The sequence below is a fragment of the Sphingomonas sp. Leaf21 genome (assembly GCF_916858675.1).
GTDB lineage: Bacteria > Pseudomonadota > Alphaproteobacteria > Sphingomonadales > Sphingomonadaceae > Sphingomonas.
Window position 1 is genome coordinate 26,290 of record NZ_CAKASM010000030.1, and the last position, 18,573, is coordinate 44,862.

Annotated in this window: 13 protein-coding genes and 1 pseudogene; 3 read left to right on the top strand and 11 right to left on the bottom strand. The window is 67.2% G+C overall.

Annotation, left to right across the window (positions count from 1 at the left end):
* Nucleotides 1-38: 38 nt before the first annotated feature.
* From glgX to ubiA, 8 genes are all read right to left on the bottom strand, one after another.
* Nucleotides 39-1,841, bottom strand: a complete 1,803-nt coding sequence (glgX, locus tag LRP66_RS16435) for a glycogen debranching protein GlgX (RefSeq protein WP_230483682.1) — start codon at nt 1,839-1,841, stop codon at nt 39-41.
* A gap of 73 nt (nt 1,842-1,914) precedes the next feature.
* Nucleotides 1,915-3,540, bottom strand: coding sequence for an alpha-D-glucose phosphate-specific phosphoglucomutase (locus tag LRP66_RS16440; RefSeq protein ID WP_230483683.1), 1,626 nt, complete (start codon nt 3,538-3,540; stop codon nt 1,915-1,917).
* Nucleotides 3,537-4,991, bottom strand: coding sequence for a glycogen synthase GlgA (gene glgA, locus LRP66_RS16445; RefSeq protein WP_230483684.1), 1,455 nt, complete (start codon nt 4,989-4,991; stop codon nt 3,537-3,539). The genes LRP66_RS16440 and glgA overlap by 4 nt, the downstream gene beginning before the upstream one ends.
* Nucleotides 4,992-4,999: 8 nt before the next feature.
* Nucleotides 5,000-6,262 (bottom strand): glucose-1-phosphate adenylyltransferase, encoded by a 1,263-nt coding sequence (gene glgC, locus LRP66_RS16450; RefSeq protein WP_230483685.1) that lies wholly within the window; start codon nt 6,260-6,262, stop codon nt 5,000-5,002.
* Nucleotides 6,263-6,339: 77 nt separating this feature from the next.
* Entirely contained in the window at nt 6,340-8,493 is a 2,154-nt protein-coding gene (gene glgB, locus LRP66_RS16455; RefSeq protein ID WP_230483686.1) for a 1,4-alpha-glucan branching protein GlgB, read from the bottom strand.
* Complete coding sequence (locus LRP66_RS16460) at nt 8,490-10,922, bottom strand: glycogen/starch/alpha-glucan phosphorylase (protein WP_230483687.1); 2,433 nt, start codon at nt 10,920-10,922, stop codon at nt 8,490-8,492. The genes glgB and LRP66_RS16460 overlap by 4 nt, the downstream gene beginning before the upstream one ends.
* Before the next feature lie 93 nt (nt 10,923-11,015).
* Nucleotides 11,016-12,326 carry an Nramp family divalent metal transporter gene (locus LRP66_RS16465; protein ID WP_230483688.1) on the bottom strand — a complete coding sequence of 437 codons (1,311 nt, stop codon included), beginning with the start codon at nt 12,324-12,326 and terminating at the stop codon, nt 11,016-11,018.
* A 194-nt stretch (nt 12,327-12,520) separates the two neighbouring features.
* Nucleotides 12,521-13,444 (bottom strand): 4-hydroxybenzoate octaprenyltransferase, encoded by a 924-nt coding sequence (gene ubiA / locus LRP66_RS16470; RefSeq protein ID WP_230483689.1) that lies wholly within the window; start codon nt 13,442-13,444, stop codon nt 12,521-12,523.
* 25 nt (nt 13,445-13,469) lie between these two features.
* Here ubiA and LRP66_RS16475 point away from each other — a divergent pair, with 25 nt between their 5' ends.
* A complete protein-coding gene (locus LRP66_RS16475; protein WP_230483690.1) occupies nt 13,470-13,679 on the top strand; it encodes a hypothetical protein in 210 nt (69 codons plus the stop codon).
* Between the two features lie 31 nt (nt 13,680-13,710).
* Here LRP66_RS16475 and ppk2 read toward each other — a convergent pair whose 3' ends face one another.
* Entirely contained in the window at nt 13,711-14,502 is a 792-nt protein-coding gene (gene ppk2, locus LRP66_RS16480) for a polyphosphate kinase 2 (protein ID WP_230483691.1), read from the bottom strand.
* Between the two features lie 77 nt (nt 14,503-14,579).
* On the opposite strand from ppk2, the gene LRP66_RS16485 reads away from it, so the two are divergent.
* Nucleotides 14,580-15,323 (top strand): 16S rRNA (uracil(1498)-N(3))-methyltransferase, encoded by a 744-nt coding sequence (locus tag LRP66_RS16485; protein ID WP_230483692.1) that lies wholly within the window; start codon nt 14,580-14,582, stop codon nt 15,321-15,323.
* Nucleotides 15,324-15,368: 45 nt separating this feature from the next.
* Entirely contained in the window at nt 15,369-16,742 is a 1,374-nt protein-coding gene (locus tag LRP66_RS16490; RefSeq protein WP_230483693.1) for a glutamate--cysteine ligase, read from the top strand.
* Between the two features lie 88 nt (nt 16,743-16,830).
* Here the strand turns inward: LRP66_RS16490 and LRP66_RS16495 are convergent, their stop codons facing one another.
* Both LRP66_RS16495 and LRP66_RS16500 read right to left on the bottom strand, forming a co-directional pair.
* Entirely contained in the window at nt 16,831-18,099 is a 1,269-nt protein-coding gene (locus LRP66_RS16495; RefSeq protein WP_230483694.1) for a methyltransferase family protein, read from the bottom strand.
* A gap of 193 nt (nt 18,100-18,292) precedes the next feature.
* Nucleotides 18,293-18,573: pseudogene (locus LRP66_RS16500) on the bottom strand (hypothetical protein); the annotation flags it as partial.

The window sequence follows — 18,573 nt, forward strand, 5'->3', positions numbered from 1 at the left end:
CCATCGGGAGGGGGAGGGAGGTACGCATGAGGGAGGGTTCAGCTTCGAACCATCACCCCGCGAAAGGCGGTGACACCGCGCACCCTGTCGAAGCGGAGAACCAGGCTCCCCTCGCCCAGCGGTACGTGGAGTGCGAAGCCATCGCCGCCCCAATCTTCCACGCGCATCGCATCGCCTGACAGGCTGCGCCACTCGGCATCGGCCAGCCACTCGGTCCAGTCGATCGGCGTGTCCCGGCGGAACCGGCTCAGTCGCCTGACGAAATCCTCCAGCGCCTCGTCGCGCGTCTCCCAGTCGAGCCAGGTCGTGTCATTGTCCTGGGCATAGCCGTTATTGTTGCCCTGCTGGCTCCGGCCGAATTCGTCACCGGCGGTCAGCATCGGCGTGCCGCGCGACAGGAACAGGGTGGCCAGCATCGCCCGGACCGAGGCGTCGCGGGCCTCGCGGATGGCGGCATCGTCGCTCGGCCCTTCGACGCCGTGGTTCCACGCCACCTCGTCGCCATGTCCGTCGCGATTATCCTCGCCGTTCGCGTGATTGTGCCGTTCGGCAAAGGCGACCATGTCGGCCAGCGTGAAGCCGTCATGCGCCGCGATGAAATTGACCGAGCGGCTGGACGCGCTGGCGAATATGTCCGCCGACCCCGCGACGCGCGTCGCCACCTCGCCCGCATGGCCGTCACCGCGCCAGAAGCGGCGAACCTGATCGCGATATCTGTCGTTCCATTCCAGCCAGTGGTCGGGAAACTCCCCGAGCCGGTAGCCGCCGGGGCCGATATCCCAGGGCTCGGCGATCATGACGCGGCTTGCGAGGATCGGGTCGGCGGCGATCTCCGCGAAGATCGGGGCGTTGCGATCGAAGCCCGGCCCGCGCGCGAGTACCGGCGCCAGATCGAAACGGAAGCCGTCCACGCCCGCCCGCGCGAAATGGCGCAAGCTGTCGAGGATCATGCCGCGCACGCTCGCCCTCCCGGCATCGAGCGTATTGCCGGTGCCTGCGTCGTTGATCAGCGACCCGTCGGCGCCGCTTGCATAGGTCTCCGGATCAAGCCCCCGGAAGGACAAGGTTCCGCCATGCACGTCGCTCTCGCCCATATGGTTGAAGACGAGGTCGAGGATCACCCCGATTCCCGCATGGCGAAGCGCGGCGACGGTGGACACCAGCTCGGCGACACCGCCGGGCACCCGCTCCGGGCACAACGCCATGGGCACCACCGGGTTATAGCCCCAGGCGTTACGCAGGCCGAGCGGTGGCAGATGCCGCTCGTCGATCGCGGCGGTGATCGGCATCAGCTCGACCGCCGCGACGCCCAGTTCCTGCAGATGCGCGACGATCGCGGGATGCGCGAGCGCGGCCAGCGTCCCGCGCTTCGCCGCCGGAATGTCGGGATGCCGCATCGTGAAGCCGCGCGGATTGAGTTCGTAGATCAGCCCGCCGGGGCGGAACAGCGGCGGCGGCGGCGACCCGGTCAGCGGCGCGACGATTCGCGCGCGCGGAACGATGTCACCGCTATCCTCGCCATATATGCCCAGGCGCGGCGACTGGACGAAGGGGCGGTCGAGCTCCAGCGCATAGGGATCGACGAGCAGCTTGGCGGGGTCGAACCACTGGTTGCGCTCCGGCGCATAGCGGCCATGCGCGCGGTAGCCATAGCATTGGCCGAGCCGGATCGAGGGCAGGGTGACGGACCAGAGGTCGCCCTCCCGGCGCATCGCGACCCTGCGCTCGACACCTTCGTCGAACAGGCAAAGCTCGACCGCGTCGGCCGTCGACCGCACGGTGAAGCGCGTTCCCTTCGGAGCGGGAAAGACGCCGGGCGGCGGGGTGGGGCGATTCGTCATGGCCCCGCCACCTTACGCATCATGACCGGCCCGGCGAAAGCCGGGGTGGCGCAACGGCTGCCCCTGCGGGGCCTTACGTCACGACGTCGGGCTCGGTGCGACCCGTATGCCGGGTGATGCCCGCGATCTCGTCGGCTGCCGCGATGATGTCGGCGAGCATGTCGGGCGTTTCGCGGTCCAACTGGTCGGCCGAGTAACGCTCCAGATAGACGCGTAGCGTCGCGCCGCTGGTGCCGGTGCCCGACAGGCGGAACACCACGCGACTGCCGCCCACGAACAGCACGCGGATGCCCTGGTTGCGGCTGACCGACTGGTCGGTGGGATCGGTATAGGCGAAATCGTCCGCCGTCTCGACCGTCAGCCCGGCAAAGCTCTCGCCGGGCAGCGTCGCCAGCTTGCCGCGCAGATCGGCCATCAGCGCATCGGCGCGCTCGCTCTCGACGCCTTCATAATCGTGGCGGGCATAATAGTTGCGGCCATAACTCGCCCAGTGGTCGCGGGCGATCTGGTCGACCGACTTGCCCGAGGCGGCGAGGATGTTGAGCCAGAGCAGCACGGCCCACAGCCCGTCCTTCTCGCGCACATGGTCCGAACCGGTGCCCGCGCTTTCCTCGCCGCAGATGGTCGCCATCCCGGCGTCGAGCAGGTTGCCGAAGAACTTCCAGCCGGTCGGCGTCTCATAGGCGGGAATGCCCAGCTTCCCGGCGACGCGGTCGGCGGCGGCGCTGGTCGGCATCGAGCGGGCGATGCCCTTCAACCCACCGGCATAGGCGGGCGCGAGATGCGCATTGGCCGCGAGCATCGCCAGGCTGTCCGACGGCGTGATGAACCGCCCGCGCCCGATGATCAGGTTGCGGTCGCCGTCCCCGTCCGAGGCCGCGCCGAAATCGGGCGCGTCGGGGGCCATCATCCGGTCGTACAGCGCCTTGGCGTGAACCAGATTGGGGTCGGGATGATGCCCGCCGAAATCCGGCAGCGGGGTGCCGTTCCTGACGGTGCCGGGCGCGAAGCCAAGCCGGTTTTCCAGAATCTCGGTCGCGTAAGGCCCGGTCACGGCGCTCATCGCGTCGAACGACATGGTCAGGCCCTTCTCGACCGCAGCCCGGATCGCGGCGAAGTCGAACAGGCTTTCCATCAACGCGGCATAGTCGGCGACCGGGTCGATCACCTCGACGGTCATGTCGCCGACCGTCACCTCGCCCAGCGTATCGAGGTCGATGTCCCCGGCTTCCACGGTCAGCCAGCGGCTGATCGCCCTGGTATTGGCGTGGATGGCGTCGGTCACCTTCTCCGGCGCGGGCCCGCCATTGGCGATGTTGTACTTGATCCCGAAGTCTTCATCGGGCCCGCCCGGATTGTGGCTGGCCGACAGGACCAGGCCGCCCAGCGCCTTGCGTTGCCGGATCACGTTGCTCGCCGCCGGGGTCGACAGGATGCCGCCCTGGCCGACCACGACGCGGGCAAAGCCGTTCGCCGCCGCCATGCGGATCGCGACCTGGATCACCTCTCGGTTCAGGAAACGACCGTCGCCGCCGATGACCAGGGTCTGCCCGTTCTTCTCGTCGCCCAGCGCGTCGAAGACCGACTGGATGAAATTCTCGGCATAGTTGGGCTGCTGGAACACCCGCACCTTCTTGCGCAGGCCCGACGTGCCCGGCTTCTGGTCGAGATAGGGTTGGGTCGAAACGGTGGTGATCATTGGTCCCCCAGGACGGAATGATAGAGTTCGGCATAGTGGCGGCCGCTATGGTGCCAGCTATAGTCGGCATTCATGCCATTGACCTGAATGGTCCGCCATTGGTCTTGGTCGGCATAGAGTCTCATAGTGCGACGCAGCACCGCGACGATATTGTCGGTGGTGACGTTGTCGAACTGAAGCCCGGTCGCCACCCCGGTCGCCAGCGCGGCTTCGTTGGCATCGATGATCGTGTCGGCCAGGCCGCCGGTCCGCGCGACCACGGGTACGCAGCCATAGGCGAGGCCGTAAAGCTGGGTCAGCCCGCACGGTTCGAAACGGGAGGGGATGACGATCGCATCGCACCCGCCCTGAAGCAGGTGCGAGACCGGCTCGTCATAGCCGATCCGCACCGCGACGCGGCCGGGATGGCGAAGCGCGGCGGTGGCGAAGGCGATTTCCAGCGCCGGATCGCCGGTGCCCAGCACCACCAGCCGCCCGCCCATCGCGACGAGATCGTCGATCACCTCGACCAGCACGTCCATGCCCTTCTGCCAGGTCAGGCGGCTGATGACGGTGAAGATCGGGCTGTCGTCCTGTTGCAGGCCGAACTGCTCCTCGACCGCGCGCTTGTTGGCGATGCGCGCGTCCAGCGTCTCGACGGAGAAGGGGGCAGGCAGCGCGGCGTCGGCCTTGGGGCTCCAGATCGCGGGATCGATGCCGTTGACGATGCCGCTGACGCATTCGGCGCGCTGCGCGATCAGGCCCTCCAGACCCATGCCATATCGGGCGCGGTGGATTTCCTCCGAATAGGTCGGGCTGACGGTGGTGATCGCGTCGGCGGTGCGCAGGCCGGCCTTCAGATAGCCGATCTGGCCATAATATTCGACGCCGTCGACGCTCCAGGCATAGTCGGGCAGGCCGAGATCGGCGAAGTGATGCGCGGCGAACGACCCCTGGAACGCGATGTTGTGGATCGTCACGATGCTCTTGGCGACCTTGCCGGGGCCGGGGGCATAATGGAGGAACGCCGGGGCCAGCGCCGCCTGCCAGTCATGCGCGTGGAGCAGGTCGAACTCATAGCCCGGCACCGCGCCCGAGGCCAGGTCCGCGCCCGCCCGCGCCAGCACCGCGAAGCGTCGCCAATTGTCGTGCCAGTCGTTTCCGTCGCTATCGACATAGGGAAGCCCCTCGCGCTCCCAGAGCTGCGGCGATTCGATGACCAGCAACCGGTGCTCGCCGATCGTCGCCTCGCACAGCCAGGCTTCGGCGCCGATGATATGCGTCCAGTGATGGACGCGGGGAGCGTCGTCACCGATCGCGCGCATCACCTTGGGAAAGCCGGGGATGAGCGTGGTCACGGCAATGTCGTGCGGGGCCAGCGCGTCGGGCAGCGCACCGACGACATCGGCGAGCCCCCCGGTCTTGATGAGCGGGAAGGCTTCGGAAGCGACGGACAGGACGGAGAGGGTCATGGTATCTTTCAGAGGTCCAGACGATCGATCATCGGCTGGGTAATCAGGCAGATGCCCTTGTCGGTCCGCCGGAAACGGTGCGCATCGAGCACGGGATCGTCGCCGACCACCAGCCCGTCGGGGATCTTGACGCCGCGGTCGATGATGACGCGCCGCACCCGCGCGCCGCGCCCGATATGGCAGAAGGGCAGGACCACCGCCTCGTCCACCATCGCGAAGCTGTGCGTGCGCACGCCGGTCGACAGCAGCGAGCGGTGGATCGAAGACCCCGACACGATGCAGTCGCCCGCGATCAGGCTGGCCACCGCCGATCCGCGCCGCCCGTCGATGTCGTGCACGAATTTGGCCGGCGGGGTGATCTCGGCATAGGTCCAGAGCGGCCAGCTGCGATCGTACAGGTCGAGCTGCGGCACCACGTCGGTCAGGTCGAGGCTGGCCTCCCAATAGGCGTCGACCGTGCCGACATCGCGCCAATAGGCGCCGGGCTCGTCATGCGAACGGACGCAGGAGGCGGAGAAACGGTGCGCCTGGGCTTTGCCGTGCTCGACCAGATAGGGGATGATGTCCTTGCCGAAGTCGCGGGCGGAGCCGGGCGTCGCGGCGTCGCGGCGAAGCTGGTCGAAAAGGAAGGACGTGCGAAAGACATAGATTCCCAGCGACGCCAGCGACACGTCCGGGCTGCCGGGGATGGACGGCGGGTCGGCGGGCTTCTCGACGAAATCGACGATGCGGTCGGTCTCGTCGACATGCATCACACCGAACGCGCTCGCCTCGGCACGGGTGACCTCCAGGCAGGCGACGGTGACGTCGGCACCGCTGTCGCAATGCTGCTGGAGCATCAGCTCATAGTCCATCTTGTAGACATGGTCGCCCGCCAGGATGACCATGAATTCGGGCGCATAGCTCTCGATGATGTCGATATTCTGGAATACCGCGTCGGCGGTTCCCTCATACCATTGGAATTCGCTGATCCGCTGGCTGGCGGGGAGGATGTCGAAACTCTCGTTGCGTTCGTCGCGCAGGAAGTTCCAGCCGCGCTGGAGGTGGCGGATCAGCGAGTGGGCCTTGTACTGGGTCGCCACGCCGATGCGGCGGATGCCGGAGTTGATCGCGTTGGACAGGGCGAAGTCGATGATCCGCGCCTTGCCGCCGAAATAGACGGCGGGCTTGGCGCGGGTGTCGGTCAGTTCCATCAGCCGACTGCCACGGCCGCCCGCCAGCACATAGGCCATGGCATCGCGCGCCAGCGGTTGTCCGCGCCTCAGGTCCATCGTCCGTCTCCCGTCCTATGTTGGTATCGCAACGCATGTCCGGCGCGTTGGTATTCGAATAAAGACCTGAACCTGGATCAGCCGTCGAAGCGAAGGATGACGGTGGCCAGCGGCGGCAGCGTGACCCAGGCGGCGCCGTCCGTCGCGTCCACCCCGCCCATATTGCCCAGCCCCGATCCCCAATACTGGCTCGCGTCCGAATTCAGCACCTCGGTCCAGCGCCCGTCATGCGGCAGCGGCACGCGATAGGGCGCGCGCGCGACCGGCGTCATGTTGACGATGACCGCGACCGGCGCCTCGCCGGGGGCCTTGCGCAGCCAGGCGAAGACCGAGTGCGCGCTGTCGTCGGCGACCAGCCATTCGAACCCGTCGCGCTCGCAGTCGCGGGCGTGGAGCGCGGGCGTGTCGCGATAGAGATGGTTGAGATCGCGGACCAGCGAGCGGACGCCCTCATGCGCATGGCTGCACCGCAGATGCCAGTCGAGCGGGCGATCCTCCGACCATTCCTCGCGCTGGGCGAACTCCTGGCCCATGAACAGCAGCTTCTTGCCCGGATAGGCCCACATGAAGGCGTAATAGGCGCGCAGGTTCGCGAATTTCTGCCAGTCGTCGCCCGCCATCTTGGTCAGCAGGCTGCCCTTGCCGTGGACGACCTCGTCATGGCTGAGCGGCAGGACGAAATTCTCGTCGAAGGCATAATGGAGCCCGAACAGGATCTCGCCATGATGGTGCCGCCGATGCACCGGCTCGCGCGCCATATATTGGAGCGTGTCGTGCATGAAGCCCATGTTCCACTTGAACCCGAAGCCCAAGCCCCCGTCATGCGCGGGGGCGGAGACGCCGGGCCAGGCGGTCGATTCCTCGGCGACGGTGAAGACGCCGGGATGCTGGCCATATACCTGCCGGTTGACCTGGCGGAGGAACTCGACCGCCTCCCAATTCTCGCGCCCGCCCTGTTCGTTGGGCACCCACTCGCCGTCCTTGCGGCTGTAATCGCGGTAGAGCATCGAGGCGACGGCATCCACGCGAAGCCCGTCGATATGGTAACGCTCGGGCCAGAACAGCGCGTTGTTCACCAGGAAGCTCGCCACCTCGCGCCGCCCGAAATTATAGATGGCGGTGTTCCAGTCGGGGTGGAAACCCTGGCGCGGGTCCTCATGCTCGTAGAGCGCGGTGCCATCGAAATGCGACAGGCCATGCGCGTCGGTGGGGAAGTGGGCGGGCACCCAGTCGAGGATCACGCCCACGCCCGCGCGGTGCGCGCCGTCGACGAAGCGCGAAAACCCCTCCACATCGCCGAACCGCGCCGAGGGAGCATAGAGGCCGGTCGTCTGGTAGCCCCAGCTCGGGTCGTACGGATGCTCGGAGATGGGCAGGAATTCAATATGGGTAAAGCCCATCTCGACCACATAGGGGATCAGCCGGTCGGCCAGCGCGTCCCAGCTCAGATACCAGCCATTCTCGTCGCGGTCCCACGAACCCGCATGAACCTCGTAGATGCTGATCGGCACGCGGCGCGGGTCGACGCCCGCCCAATGCTCGCGGTGGGGCGCATCCTTCCAGACATGGGCTGGCGGGGCGGTGGTGACCGAGGCTGTCTTGGGACGCAATTCGGCGGCGAATGCGAAGGGGTCCGCCTTCATCGGCTGCTCGTCGCCATGCGGGCCGGTGATCGCGAACTTGTAGGCGCGACCCTCGCCGATATCGGGGATGAAGATCTCCCATACGCCGACATCCAGGCGGCGGCGCATGACGTGGCGGCCGGGATTCCAGTCGTTGAAGTCGCCGACCAGCGCCACCCGCTCGGCATTGGGGGCCCAGACGGCGAAGTGCACGCCCGCCACGCCCTGATGCTCGATCAGATGCGCGCCCATCTTGTCGTACAGGCGGAAGTGGTTGCCCTCGCCCATCAGGAAATCGTCGACGGGGCCGAGCACCGGACCGAAGCTGTAGGGATCGGTGATCCACCATTCGGCGCCATGCCCCCTGGCGCAATATTTCACCGGTTGCGGCGCGCCCGTCACTGCGCCCTCGAACAGGCCGCGCGGATCGGCCTGCGTCAGCTCGCCCAGTCGCGCGCCGTCCAGGTCGAATGCGGTGACCGCCTCCGCCCCAGGCACCAGCGCGCGGAGGAAGGTGCCGCCCGGCCCCTGATGCGGACCCAGCAACGCGAAGGGATCGGCGTTGCGGCCCTCGATCAGGGCATCCAGAGCGGCACGGGGTGGCTTCACATCACGTTCCAGATTTCCTCGGCATATTGCCGGATGGTGCGGTCGGAGGAGAACCAGCCGACATTGGCGACATTGTGGATCGCCGAGGCGGTCCAGCCCGCCCGGTCGCGATAGCGTTGGTCGACGCTCCGCTGTGCGGCGGCATAGGCATCGAAATCGGCGGCGACCATGAACCAGTCGCCGTCATAGAGTCCCCCCATCAGGCCCGCATAACGGCCGGGATCGTCGGGCGAGAAGACACCCGAGGCGATGGCGGAGACGGCCTGGCGCAACTCGGGGCTGCCCTCGATCACCTCGCGCGGGTTGTACCCGTCGCGACGCTTGGCGGCGACCTCGTCGGCGGTGAGGCCGAAGATGACGATATGCTCGTCGCCGACATGCTCCTTGATCTCGACATTGGCACCGTCGAGCGTGCCGATGGTCAGCGCGCCGTTGAGCGCGAACTTCATGTTGCCGGTGCCCGACGCCTCCATGCCCGCGGTCGAGATCTGTTCGGACAGGTCGGCGGCGGGGATGATCTTCTCGGCCAGGCTGACATTATAGTTGGGGATGAACCCGACCTTCAGCAGATGGCCGACGCTGGGGTCCGAATTGACCCGGCGGGCGACATCGTTGGCCAGTTTGATGACCAGCTTGGCGTTGTGATAGCTCGACGCGGCCTTGCCGGCGAACAGCTTGACTCGCGGCGTCCAGTCCCGCTCCGGATGGCTGCGGATCTGGTCGTAGAGCGCGACCGTCTCGATGATATTGAGAAGCTGGCGCTTATATTCGTGGATGCGTTTGATCTGGACGTCGAACAGCGCGTCCGGGTCCACGCGGAGGCCGTTCGATTCCCGAAGATAATTTGCCAGCCCCACCTTGTTCGAACGTTTGATGGCGAGAAACCGTTCCCGAAAATTCGCATCGTCCGCGAATTCGGTGAGCGCTACCAGTCGCTCGGCATCATCCTCGAAACCCGGCCCGATCGCCTCGCGGATCAGCGCGGTCAGTTGCGGGTTGCATTGCTGGAGCCAGCGGCGCGGGGTGATGCCGTTGGTCTTGTTGTTGATCCGCGTCGGATAGAGGTGGTGGAGGTCGGCGAAGACCGTCTTCTTCATCAGCTCGGTGTGGAGCGCGGCCACACCGTTGACGCTGTGGCTGCCCGCAAAGGCCAGGTTGGCCATGCGCACCCGCCGCTCGCCGCCCTCGTCGATCAGGCTGATCGCGGCGATGGCGCGGTCGTCCACCCCCTCGACCCCACGCGCCTCGCGCAGCAGCTTGGCGTTGATCGCGTAGATGAGCTGCATGTGGCGCGGCAGCAGCCGCTCGAACAGATGGAGCGGCCAGCTTTCCAGCGCCTCGGGCAGCAGCGTGTGGTTGGTATAGCCGAAGGTGCGGCGCGTGATGTCCCACGCCTCGTCGAAACCCAGGTCGTGATGATCGACCAGCAGCCGCATCAGTTCCGCGACCGAGACGGCGGGATGGGTGTCGTTGAGCTGGATCGCCGCCTTGTCCGGAAGCGTCCGAATGTCATGGAAATACTGGATATGCCGCCGGACGATGTCCTGGATCGACGCCGACGAGAAGAAATATTCCTGCCGCAGCCGAAGTTCCTGGCCCGCGGGCGAGCTGTCCGAGGGATAGAGGACGCGGACCAGCGTCTCCGCCGCCAGCTGTCCGGCCAGCGCGCCGGTATAGTCGCCCGCATTGAACCGATCGAGCCGGATCGGGTCGATCGCCTGCGCGGTCCAGAGGCGCAGCGTGTTGACCCGCTTGCCGCGCCAGCCGACGACGGGCGTGTCGACCGCGATCGCCTCGACCGCCTCGGCGGGTTTCCAATGGACCGCGCCCGTCTCGGTGCCGATCACCTCGCCGCCGAAGCCGACGAAATAGGCGCTCTCACGCCGCTCGAACTCCCAGGGATTGCCGTGGCTCAGCCAGGTTTCGGGCAATTCGATCTGCCAGCCATCGTCGATCCGCTGGCGGAACATGCCGTTCACATAGCGGATGCCATAGCCGTACGCGGGGAGGTCGAGGCTGGCGAGGCTTTCCATGAAGCAGGCCGCCAGCCGTCCCAGGCCGCCATTGCCCAGCGCGGCGTCGGGTTCGATTTCCTCCAGGTCGGCCAGGTCCACGCCCAGATTCTGGAGCGCGCCCGCCACCTGCGCCATGACGCCCAGATTGGACAGCGCGTCGCGCAGCAGCCGACCGATCAGGAATTCCAGGCTGAGATAATAGACCCGCTTGGCACCCGCCGCATGTGCCTCGCGCGTGGAGGCCATCCAGCGTTCGATGATGCCGTTGCGGACGGTCAGGATGGTCGCGGCCAGCCAGTCGTGGCGGCGGGCATTGGCGGCGTCCTTGCCGATCCGGTGCACCAGCGTGTCGACGATCGCGTCGGCCAGCGGTCCGGTATCGTCGACATGCAAGGTGGTGATGGTGGTCGTCATTGATTCAGGCGTCCCTGTCGATCCAGTTGCACTCAGATTAACCACGTCAGGATTGAAGTCACGCGGCATTACTTCGCAACTGCGAAAACGAGATCAGCCCCTTGCCAGCCCCCACAACAATGTAAGGTTAAGGCCGATGATTATCGCCGCGATGACCCAGGCCAGGATGCGCAGCCAGAACGGACTGGCGAAGGGGCCCATCATCCCCTTGTCGGCGGTGAAGCGGACCAGAGGCACCACCGCGAAGGGAAGCTGGAGGCTCAGGATCACCTGACTGAGCACCAGCAGCCTGGTCGCACCCGCCTGTCCGCTTGCCCCGACGACCAGCACGGCGGGGATGATGGCGAGGCCGCGCGTGATGAGCCGCCGCAGCCAGGGTGCGAGCCGCAGGTCGAGGAATCCCTCCATCACGATCTGCCCGGCCAGCGTGCCCGTCACCGTCGAATTCTGGCCAGAGGCGAGCAGCGCGATGCCGAACACCACGCTCGCCGCGCCCGCGCCCAGCATCGGGGCGAGCAGGCGGTAGGCCTGGTCGATCTCCGCCACGTCGGTACGCCCGGCGACATGGAAGGTCGCGGCGGCCACGATCAGGATCGCGGCGTTGATGAAGAAGGCGAAGAACAAGGCGACCGTACTGTCGATCGTCGCCATCTTGATCGCATCGCGCTTGCCGTTCTCGGACTCGTCGAAAGCGCGGGTCTGCACCACCGAGGAGTGGAGGTAGAGGTTATGCGGCATCACCGTCGCGCCGAGAATGCCGATCGCGATATAGAGCATCGCCGGGTCGGTGAGGATCCGCGTCGTCGGCACGAACCCCGCCATCACCGCCCCCGGATCGGGGCGCGAGGCGAACAGCTCGTACAGGAAGCAACCGCCGATGATGAGCAGCAGCGCGATGATGAACGCCTCGATCTTGCGGAAGCCGTAACGCTGGAGCGCCAGGATCAGGAAGACGTCGAACCCGGTGATGAGCACGCCCCACACCAAGGGCAGGTCGAACAACAGTTGCAGCGCGATGGCGGTGCCGAGTACCTCGGCCAGGTCGCACGCGATGATCGCGATCTCGCAGAGCAGCCACAGGATTCGCGAGACGGGCCTGGAATAGGCCGCGCGGCACGCCTGGGCCAGGTCCATCCCGGCGGCGATGCCCAGCCGCGCCGACAGCGCCTGCAGGATCATCGCCATGATGTTGGACAACAGGATGACCGACAGCAGCGTATAGCCATAGGCGGAGCCGCCCGCGATGTCGGTCGCCCAGTTGCCGGGGTCCATATAGCCGACCGCGACGAGATAGCCCGGCCCGGCAAAGGCGAACAGCCGCCGCAGGAAGGACGCCCCCTCCGGAATCACGATCGAACGATGGCTTTCGGCAAGCGAGCGGGTGGCGGGCGTGGCTACGGTCATCGACCTTCAGATGTGACGGAAGTTCGCCAACGCGACAACCCGGCAAAGCGTTGCGGTGGATCAATACTCCTCCCCGCCACGGGGAGGGGGACCATGCGCAGCATGGTGGAGGGGGGCTTCCACAAAGGTCACTCTACGCGGAAGCCCCCCTCCGTCAGCGCTTCCGCGCTGCCACCTCCCCGCATCGGGGAGGATTAAAGGCTGCTGCCCACCACCGCGCAGGCCAGCGCCATCAGCAACCCGGCAAAACGGTTCGACCGGAACCGGTACAGCGTGCCCGCGCCGTCGTCGGGCCTGAGCGTCACCACCTGCCACGCCAGGTGAAGCGCGACCGGGGTCAGCGCGGCGACCGCAAGCGGGTCGGGCCGGACCAGCCAGATCGCCCCCGCCCAGCACAGCACCGCCACGGCATAGAACGCCCCGACGCCCGGCTTCACATGCGCCCCCATGCGCAATGCCGAGGACCGCACGCCGATCAGCGCGTCGTCCTCGCGGTCCTGCAACGCATAGATGGTGTCATATCCGATCACCCAGGCGATCGACCCGGCATAGAGCAGCCAGAGCGGTGCGGAGAGGGCGCCCGCCACCTCCGCCCAGCCGACCAGCGCAGCCCAGCTGAACACCATGCCCAGCCAGGCCTGCGGCCACCAGGTGATCCGCTTCATGAAGGGGTAGGCCGCGACCGGCGCCAGGCTCGCCACCGCGACGATCGCGGCGAGCGGGCGTAGCTGGACCAGTACGACGAGCCCGATCAGGCAAAGCGCGACCAGCCAGATCGCCGCCAGCTTCACCGACACCAGACCCGAGGGGATCGGACGCGCGCGGGTCCGGGCGACCTTGGCGTCCAGGTCGCGGTCGACGATGTCGTTGAAGACGCAACCAGCGCCCCGCATCGCGATCGAGCCGAGCAGAAACCACAGGATCAGCGGCCAGCGCTGCGGCAGCCCCCCTGCCAGCGCGATCGCCCAGACGCCGGGCCAGAAGAGCAGCCACCAGCCGATCGGCCGGTCGAACCGGGCGAGCAGCGCCAGCCCCCGCAGGCGGGGCGGCAGCCGGCCGACCAGCCCCTTATGCTCGCTATCGGGTACGATCTCGATGGTCCTGGGCTCGGTAGTCATGCCCTGCGGCCTATGGGGGCGACCCGTGGCGCGCAAGTCCGTTCGCGGCTATCAGCGGCTTCGTGTCACCTCGTCCCGTCTTTCCCGTATGATCGGCCTGTCGGTCGCGGTCGGCCGCTTCGTCGAGGCGCTGTTCTGGGCGATCCTGCGCGTCGCGGGGATGGTCGGCGGCGTGGTGCTGCTCGGTGTGGTGGGGATGATCCTGCTCTGGTGGCTGATCCGTCGCCGCCGCTGACGCTTCGATCCTCCCGGCGCCAAGGGGACCGCTATTTCGCCAGTCGCCCGTCCTCCAGTGCCGCCATCTCGAACGGGAACAGCAGCTCGGGATCGGGCAGCTTGACCTCCGCCGCGATCTCGGGCGGGGCGATGCGGTTGAGGATGTGGCGGATGATCGCGATCCGCGCCTCCTTCTTGTCGTTGGCACGGACGATGTGCCACGGCGCGAAGGGGGTGTGGGTGCGGGTCAGCATCACATCGCGCGCCGCCGAATACTCCGCCCATTTCGCCTGCGCGACCTTGTCCATGTCGGACACCTTGAGCGCCTTGAGCGGATCGGTCCGCCGTGCCTCCAGCCGTTCCGCCTGCTCGTCCTTTGAGATGTCGAGCCAGATCTTGACCAGCCGGATGCCGCTTTCGACCAGCATCCGTTCGAAATCGGGGGCGTCGCGCAGGAAAGCCTCCTGCTCGGTGGCGGTCGAGAAGCCCATGACAACCTCCACCCCGGCGCGGTTGTACCAGCTCCGGTTGAAGATCACGATCTCTCCGGCGGCGGGCAGATGGTTGGCGTAGCGCTGGAAATACCATTGCGTGCGTTCGCGGTCGGAGGGCTTGGGCAGCGCCACGACGCGGGTGGCGCGGACCGAGAGATGCTCGGTGATCCGCTTGATCGTCCCGTCCTTGCCCGCACCGTCGCGCCCCTCCAGCACGATGACGACGCGCTCGTCCGATCTGGCGTCCGATCTGGCGTCCGATTTGGCGTCCGAACCGGTCATCGCCATCTGGGTACGGACCAGCGCCAGTTGCAGCGCCTCCAGCTCCTCATGATAATGTTTCGCCATCGTCACCTCCTTTGCGCGACAAACGCACGGTGCGGCAAAAGTGGCATGGCGCGCGTGACCCGTGTAAGCGTGCCGCCATGCCCGCTACCCCCGCCTGGCCGCCGCAATCCACGCCCCGCCTGTTCGTCGACCAGCCGCTGGGGGAGGGGGCGATCCGCATCGACGGCCCCGCCGCGCATTATCTGGTGTCGGTGATGCGGACCAAGGTCGGCGATCCGGTCAAGCTGTTCGACGACCGCACCGGCGAATGGCTTGGCGTCGCCGCGTCGGTGGGCAAGCGCGACCTGACCCTCGACGTGACCGAGCTTCTGCGCGAGCGCGAGGCGGTGCCCGACCTGTGGCTGTGCGCCGCGCCGCTGAAGAAGGGACGTGTCGACTGGCTGGCGGAGAAGGCCTGCGAACTGGGCGTCGCACGGCTGGTGCCCGTCGTCACGCGCCGCACCGTCGTCGACAAGCCCAATACCGAACGGTTGCGCGCGCACATGATCGAGGCGGCCGAGCAATGCGGTCGCACGGCGCTTCCGCAAGTGGCCGAGCCGGTGAAGCTGCCCGCGCTGCTGCGCGACTGGCCGGAGGGGCGGGCGCTGTTCTTCGCCGATGAGAATGGCGGTGTTCCGGCGCTGGAGGCGATGCGCGCGCATTCCGGCCCCGCGGCGATCCTGATCGGGCCGGAGGGCGGCTTCGACGCGGGCGAGCGCGAGGCGATCCGCGCGCATCCCGGCGCCGTCGGTATCGGGCTTGGCCCGCGTATCCTTCGCGCCGATACGGCGGCGGCGGCGGCGGTGTCGCTATGGATGGCGGCGGCGGGCGACTGGCGTTGATTCAGCCTATGGCGCGGATGCGCGCGCCCGCGTAAGGCGCGGTTCATGAGCACCAAGACCGCGAGCACCGCCAAGGGCGCCATCATCGAATCGCGCGACCAGTTGATCGCGAGTTTCGCGCGCGGAGAAAAGCCGCGCGATCGCTGGCGGATCGGCACCGAGCATGAGAAATTCGTGTATGCGCTCGGCGATCACCACGCGCCCTCCTATAACGAACCCTCGGGCATCCGCGCGTTGCTCGGTCAGCTTGAGCAATATGGCTGGGAGCCGGTGCTGGAGGGCGGCAACGTCATCGCGCTGAACGGCGCGGACGGATCGATCAGCCTTGAGCCCGCCGGACAGTTCGAGCTGTCGGGCGCGCCGCTCGACAATCTGCACCAGACCTGCGCCGAGACCGGCCGCCATCTGCAACAGGTGAAGGCGGCGGGCGATACGCTCGGCGTCGGCTTCCTGGGGCTGGGCATGTGGCCCGACAAGACCCGCGCCGAGCTGCCGATCATGCCCAAGGGCCGCTATGCGATCATGCTTCGCCACATGCCGCGTGTCGGCTCGCTCGGCCTCGACATGATGCTGCGGACGTCGACGATCCAGGTGAATCTGGATTACGCGTCCGAGGCCGACATGGTGAAGAAGTTCCGCGTCGGCCTCGCGCTCCAGCCGCTGGCGACGGCGCTGTTCGCCAACTCGCCCTTCACCGAAGGGAAGCCCAACGGCAAGCTGTCCTTCCGCAGCCATATCTGGTCCGACACCGACCCCGCCCGCACCGGCATGTTGCCCTTCGTGTTCGAGGACGGGTTCGGGTACGAGCGTTACGCCGACTATGCGCTCGATGTGCCGATGTACTTCGTCTACCGCGACGGCAAATATATCGACGCGGCGGGGCTGTCGTTCCGCGACTTCCTGAAGGGCGAGTTGTCGGTCCTGCCGGGCGAGCTGCCCACGATCGACGACTGGAACGACCATCTCTCGACCGCCTTTCCCGAGGTGCGGTTGAAGACCTTCCTCGAGATGCGTGGCGCCGATGGAGGCCCGTGGAACCGCATCTGCGCGCTGCCCGCGCTCTGGGTCGGCCTGCTCTATGACGATGGCGCACTCGATGCGGCCTGGGAGCTGGTCAAGGGCTGGTCGCTGACCGAGCGGCAGGCGTTGCGCGATTCGGTGCCCGAACTGGCGCTCGATGCGCCGCTGCCCGGCGGCGGACGCTTGCGCGACATCGCGGGCGAAGTGCTCGACATCGCGCATGGTGGCCTCGCGGCGCGCGCGCGGGTCAATGGGGCGGGCGATAACGAAACCGGCTTCCTCGACCCGCTGCGCGAGATCGTCCGCTCGGGCAAGGTGCCCGCGCAGGTGCTGCTCGATCGCTATCACGGCGAGTGGGGTGGGGATATCTCGCGGGTTTACGGGGAAGCGAGCTTCTGACGGTTGCCATGGCCTTCGACGGCGCTCGGGGCGGACGGACGTTCATCCCCCGGCCCGTTCGGCCTGAGCGACGTCGAAGGCCAAGGGATTATCCCCGCCCCAGCAGCCAGCGAAAGAACCGCGGCACCACCCCGTACCGCGCCATCCAGTCCGAATAGTCCCGATACGCCGGATCGGCCGACAGATGCCGTTCCTCGGTCCTGGCCCGCCAATAGTAGATCCCGCTGACCACCCCCAGCAGCAGCGTGCTGCGCATCGCATCCACCCAGGTCCCGATGGACAGGATCGGTATGGTCGCGATCCACCAGAAGATGTTCTTCGACAGATAGGCCGGATGCCGCGACACCGCATAGGGGCCGTGCGTCAATATCCCCCGGTGCGTCAGGTTGGAAAAGCGAATGCCGAACGCCACCGTCGACCAGGCATAGATCGCGGTCAGCGCGACGAGCACCGCGCCGATCGCGGCCAGCACGATCGGATGCCCCGCGAACCAGTAGCTCCACTCGGCGGTGCCCGGACGATAGTTGAGCGGCCCGTTATCCCCCATCAGGATCGTAGGCGGGTAGCAGATCAGCGCCGCCATCCACGCCGCCGCATGGGGATTGGCGGAACGAATATGCGAATCGAGCGGCCGCAGGGTCAGCACATATCCCACCGTGGCGAACGCGACGTCGATCAGGAACATCAGCGTGATGAGCCAGTTGGCCAGCGCCACCGGATCATGCAGCACGACCGACAGATCGCCGCGCACGAACATGCCGAAGCCGCCCGGCACGACGCCCAGCATGAACGGCAGGAAGAATGCCTTGACCGCCCAGGCGCGCAGATGGGCGAAGATCGCCTCGCGCTCCACCCCCGGCTGGCCGGTCAGCCATGCCCCCAGCATCCAAGCGCCGTCCTTGGGCTCGACCAGTCGCCGGTCGAGCCAGATCACATAGGGGATCGACAGCAGGAATAGTATCGGCGCCGCCCAGGCCAGGCAGTTCATCGCGAACAGGAAGATGCCCTGCCAATAGAAACGCCCCGTCGCGAAGATCAGCGCGATGAGGCCGAACGTCGCCCATAACCCCGCCAGCTTGGTCAGGCTGATGTCCAGCGTCTCGGACAAGGGGCGGGGACGATGCCAGTCGATCCCCGTGCTGGACGAGCGGTACACCCGGTCGACCAGGATCGACCAGAGCAGCATCGGCACCCCTGCACAGAGCAGGTGGAACAGGGCCGCGAACGGTCCGTCGAGATGCCGCCACCGCGCGAAGGCGATCCACGCCACCGACCCGGCCAGCCCCGCCAGCCCGACGCCATGGCTGACGGCGGAAGCGGGGCGCGGCGGGCGGGCGGGCGGGAGCGGTTCGGACATCGAAGGCTCGTCTTAGCGCAATCCGGTAAGCAAGGCGTTAGGCCTGATCGACATTCAGCCTATTCTCCCCTCTCCCCTCTACGAGGGGCGAGGGAAGGACAGGCATAGGTGATGTCGATCGGGCCTAGGACGCGATGCGTTTCGCAATCCTGCCAATGCCAAGCCGCCGGGGTGACGGAATGGGGCCGCGCCATCATTCCCCAGCGTCGAGGATCTCCCTAATCCGCTCTTCGTCGATCCCGAACGCGCCCGCCAGCCCGGACAGCGACGCGCCGCGCTTGGCGAGTTCGCGGATCCGCGTCTCGTCGACCACCGTCGCATAGCCGCGCGTATCGCGCTGCTCGCGTACCACGTCCTTGCGCCCAGAGCTGCGATGGCGCTTCGCCGCGACGGCATGCGGGTCCCTGGCGGCCGCGATCGTCTCCGCCTCGCGGCGGGCGGTGCGCTCGGCTTCGCGCGCCGCCGTCTCGCGCT

What these genes read in the sequence shown, in the direction of transcription:
- glgX (WP_230483682.1), bottom strand. Translation starts at nt 1,841, where the DNA reads ATGACGAATCGCCCCACCCCGCCGCCCGGCGTCTTTCCCGCTCCGAAG.
- LRP66_RS16440 (WP_230483683.1), bottom strand. Translation starts at nt 3,540, where the DNA reads ATGATCACCACCGTTTCGACCCAACCCTATCTCGACCAGAAGCCGGGC.
- glgA (WP_230483684.1), bottom strand. Translation starts at nt 4,991, where the DNA reads ATGACCCTCTCCGTCCTGTCCGTCGCTTCCGAAGCCTTCCCGCTCATC.
- glgC (WP_230483685.1), bottom strand. Translation starts at nt 6,262, where the DNA reads ATGGACCTGAGGCGCGGACAACCGCTGGCGCGCGATGCCATGGCCTAT.
- LRP66_RS16460 (WP_230483687.1), bottom strand. Translation starts at nt 10,922, where the DNA reads ATGACGACCACCATCACCACCTTGCATGTCGACGATACCGGACCGCTG.
- LRP66_RS16465 (WP_230483688.1), bottom strand. Translation starts at nt 12,326, where the DNA reads ATGACCGTAGCCACGCCCGCCACCCGCTCGCTTGCCGAAAGCCATCGT.
- ubiA (WP_230483689.1), bottom strand. Translation starts at nt 13,444, where the DNA reads ATGACTACCGAGCCCAGGACCATCGAGATCGTACCCGATAGCGAGCAT.
- ppk2 (WP_230483691.1), bottom strand. Translation starts at nt 14,502, where the DNA reads ATGGCGAAACATTATCATGAGGAGCTGGAGGCGCTGCAACTGGCGCTG.
- LRP66_RS16485 (WP_230483692.1), top strand. Translation starts at nt 14,580, where the DNA reads ATGCCCGCTACCCCCGCCTGGCCGCCGCAATCCACGCCCCGCCTGTTC.
- LRP66_RS16490 (WP_230483693.1), top strand. Translation starts at nt 15,369, where the DNA reads ATGAGCACCAAGACCGCGAGCACCGCCAAGGGCGCCATCATCGAATCG.
- LRP66_RS16495 (WP_230483694.1), bottom strand. Translation starts at nt 18,099, where the DNA reads ATGTCCGAACCGCTCCCGCCCGCCCGCCCGCCGCGCCCCGCTTCCGCC.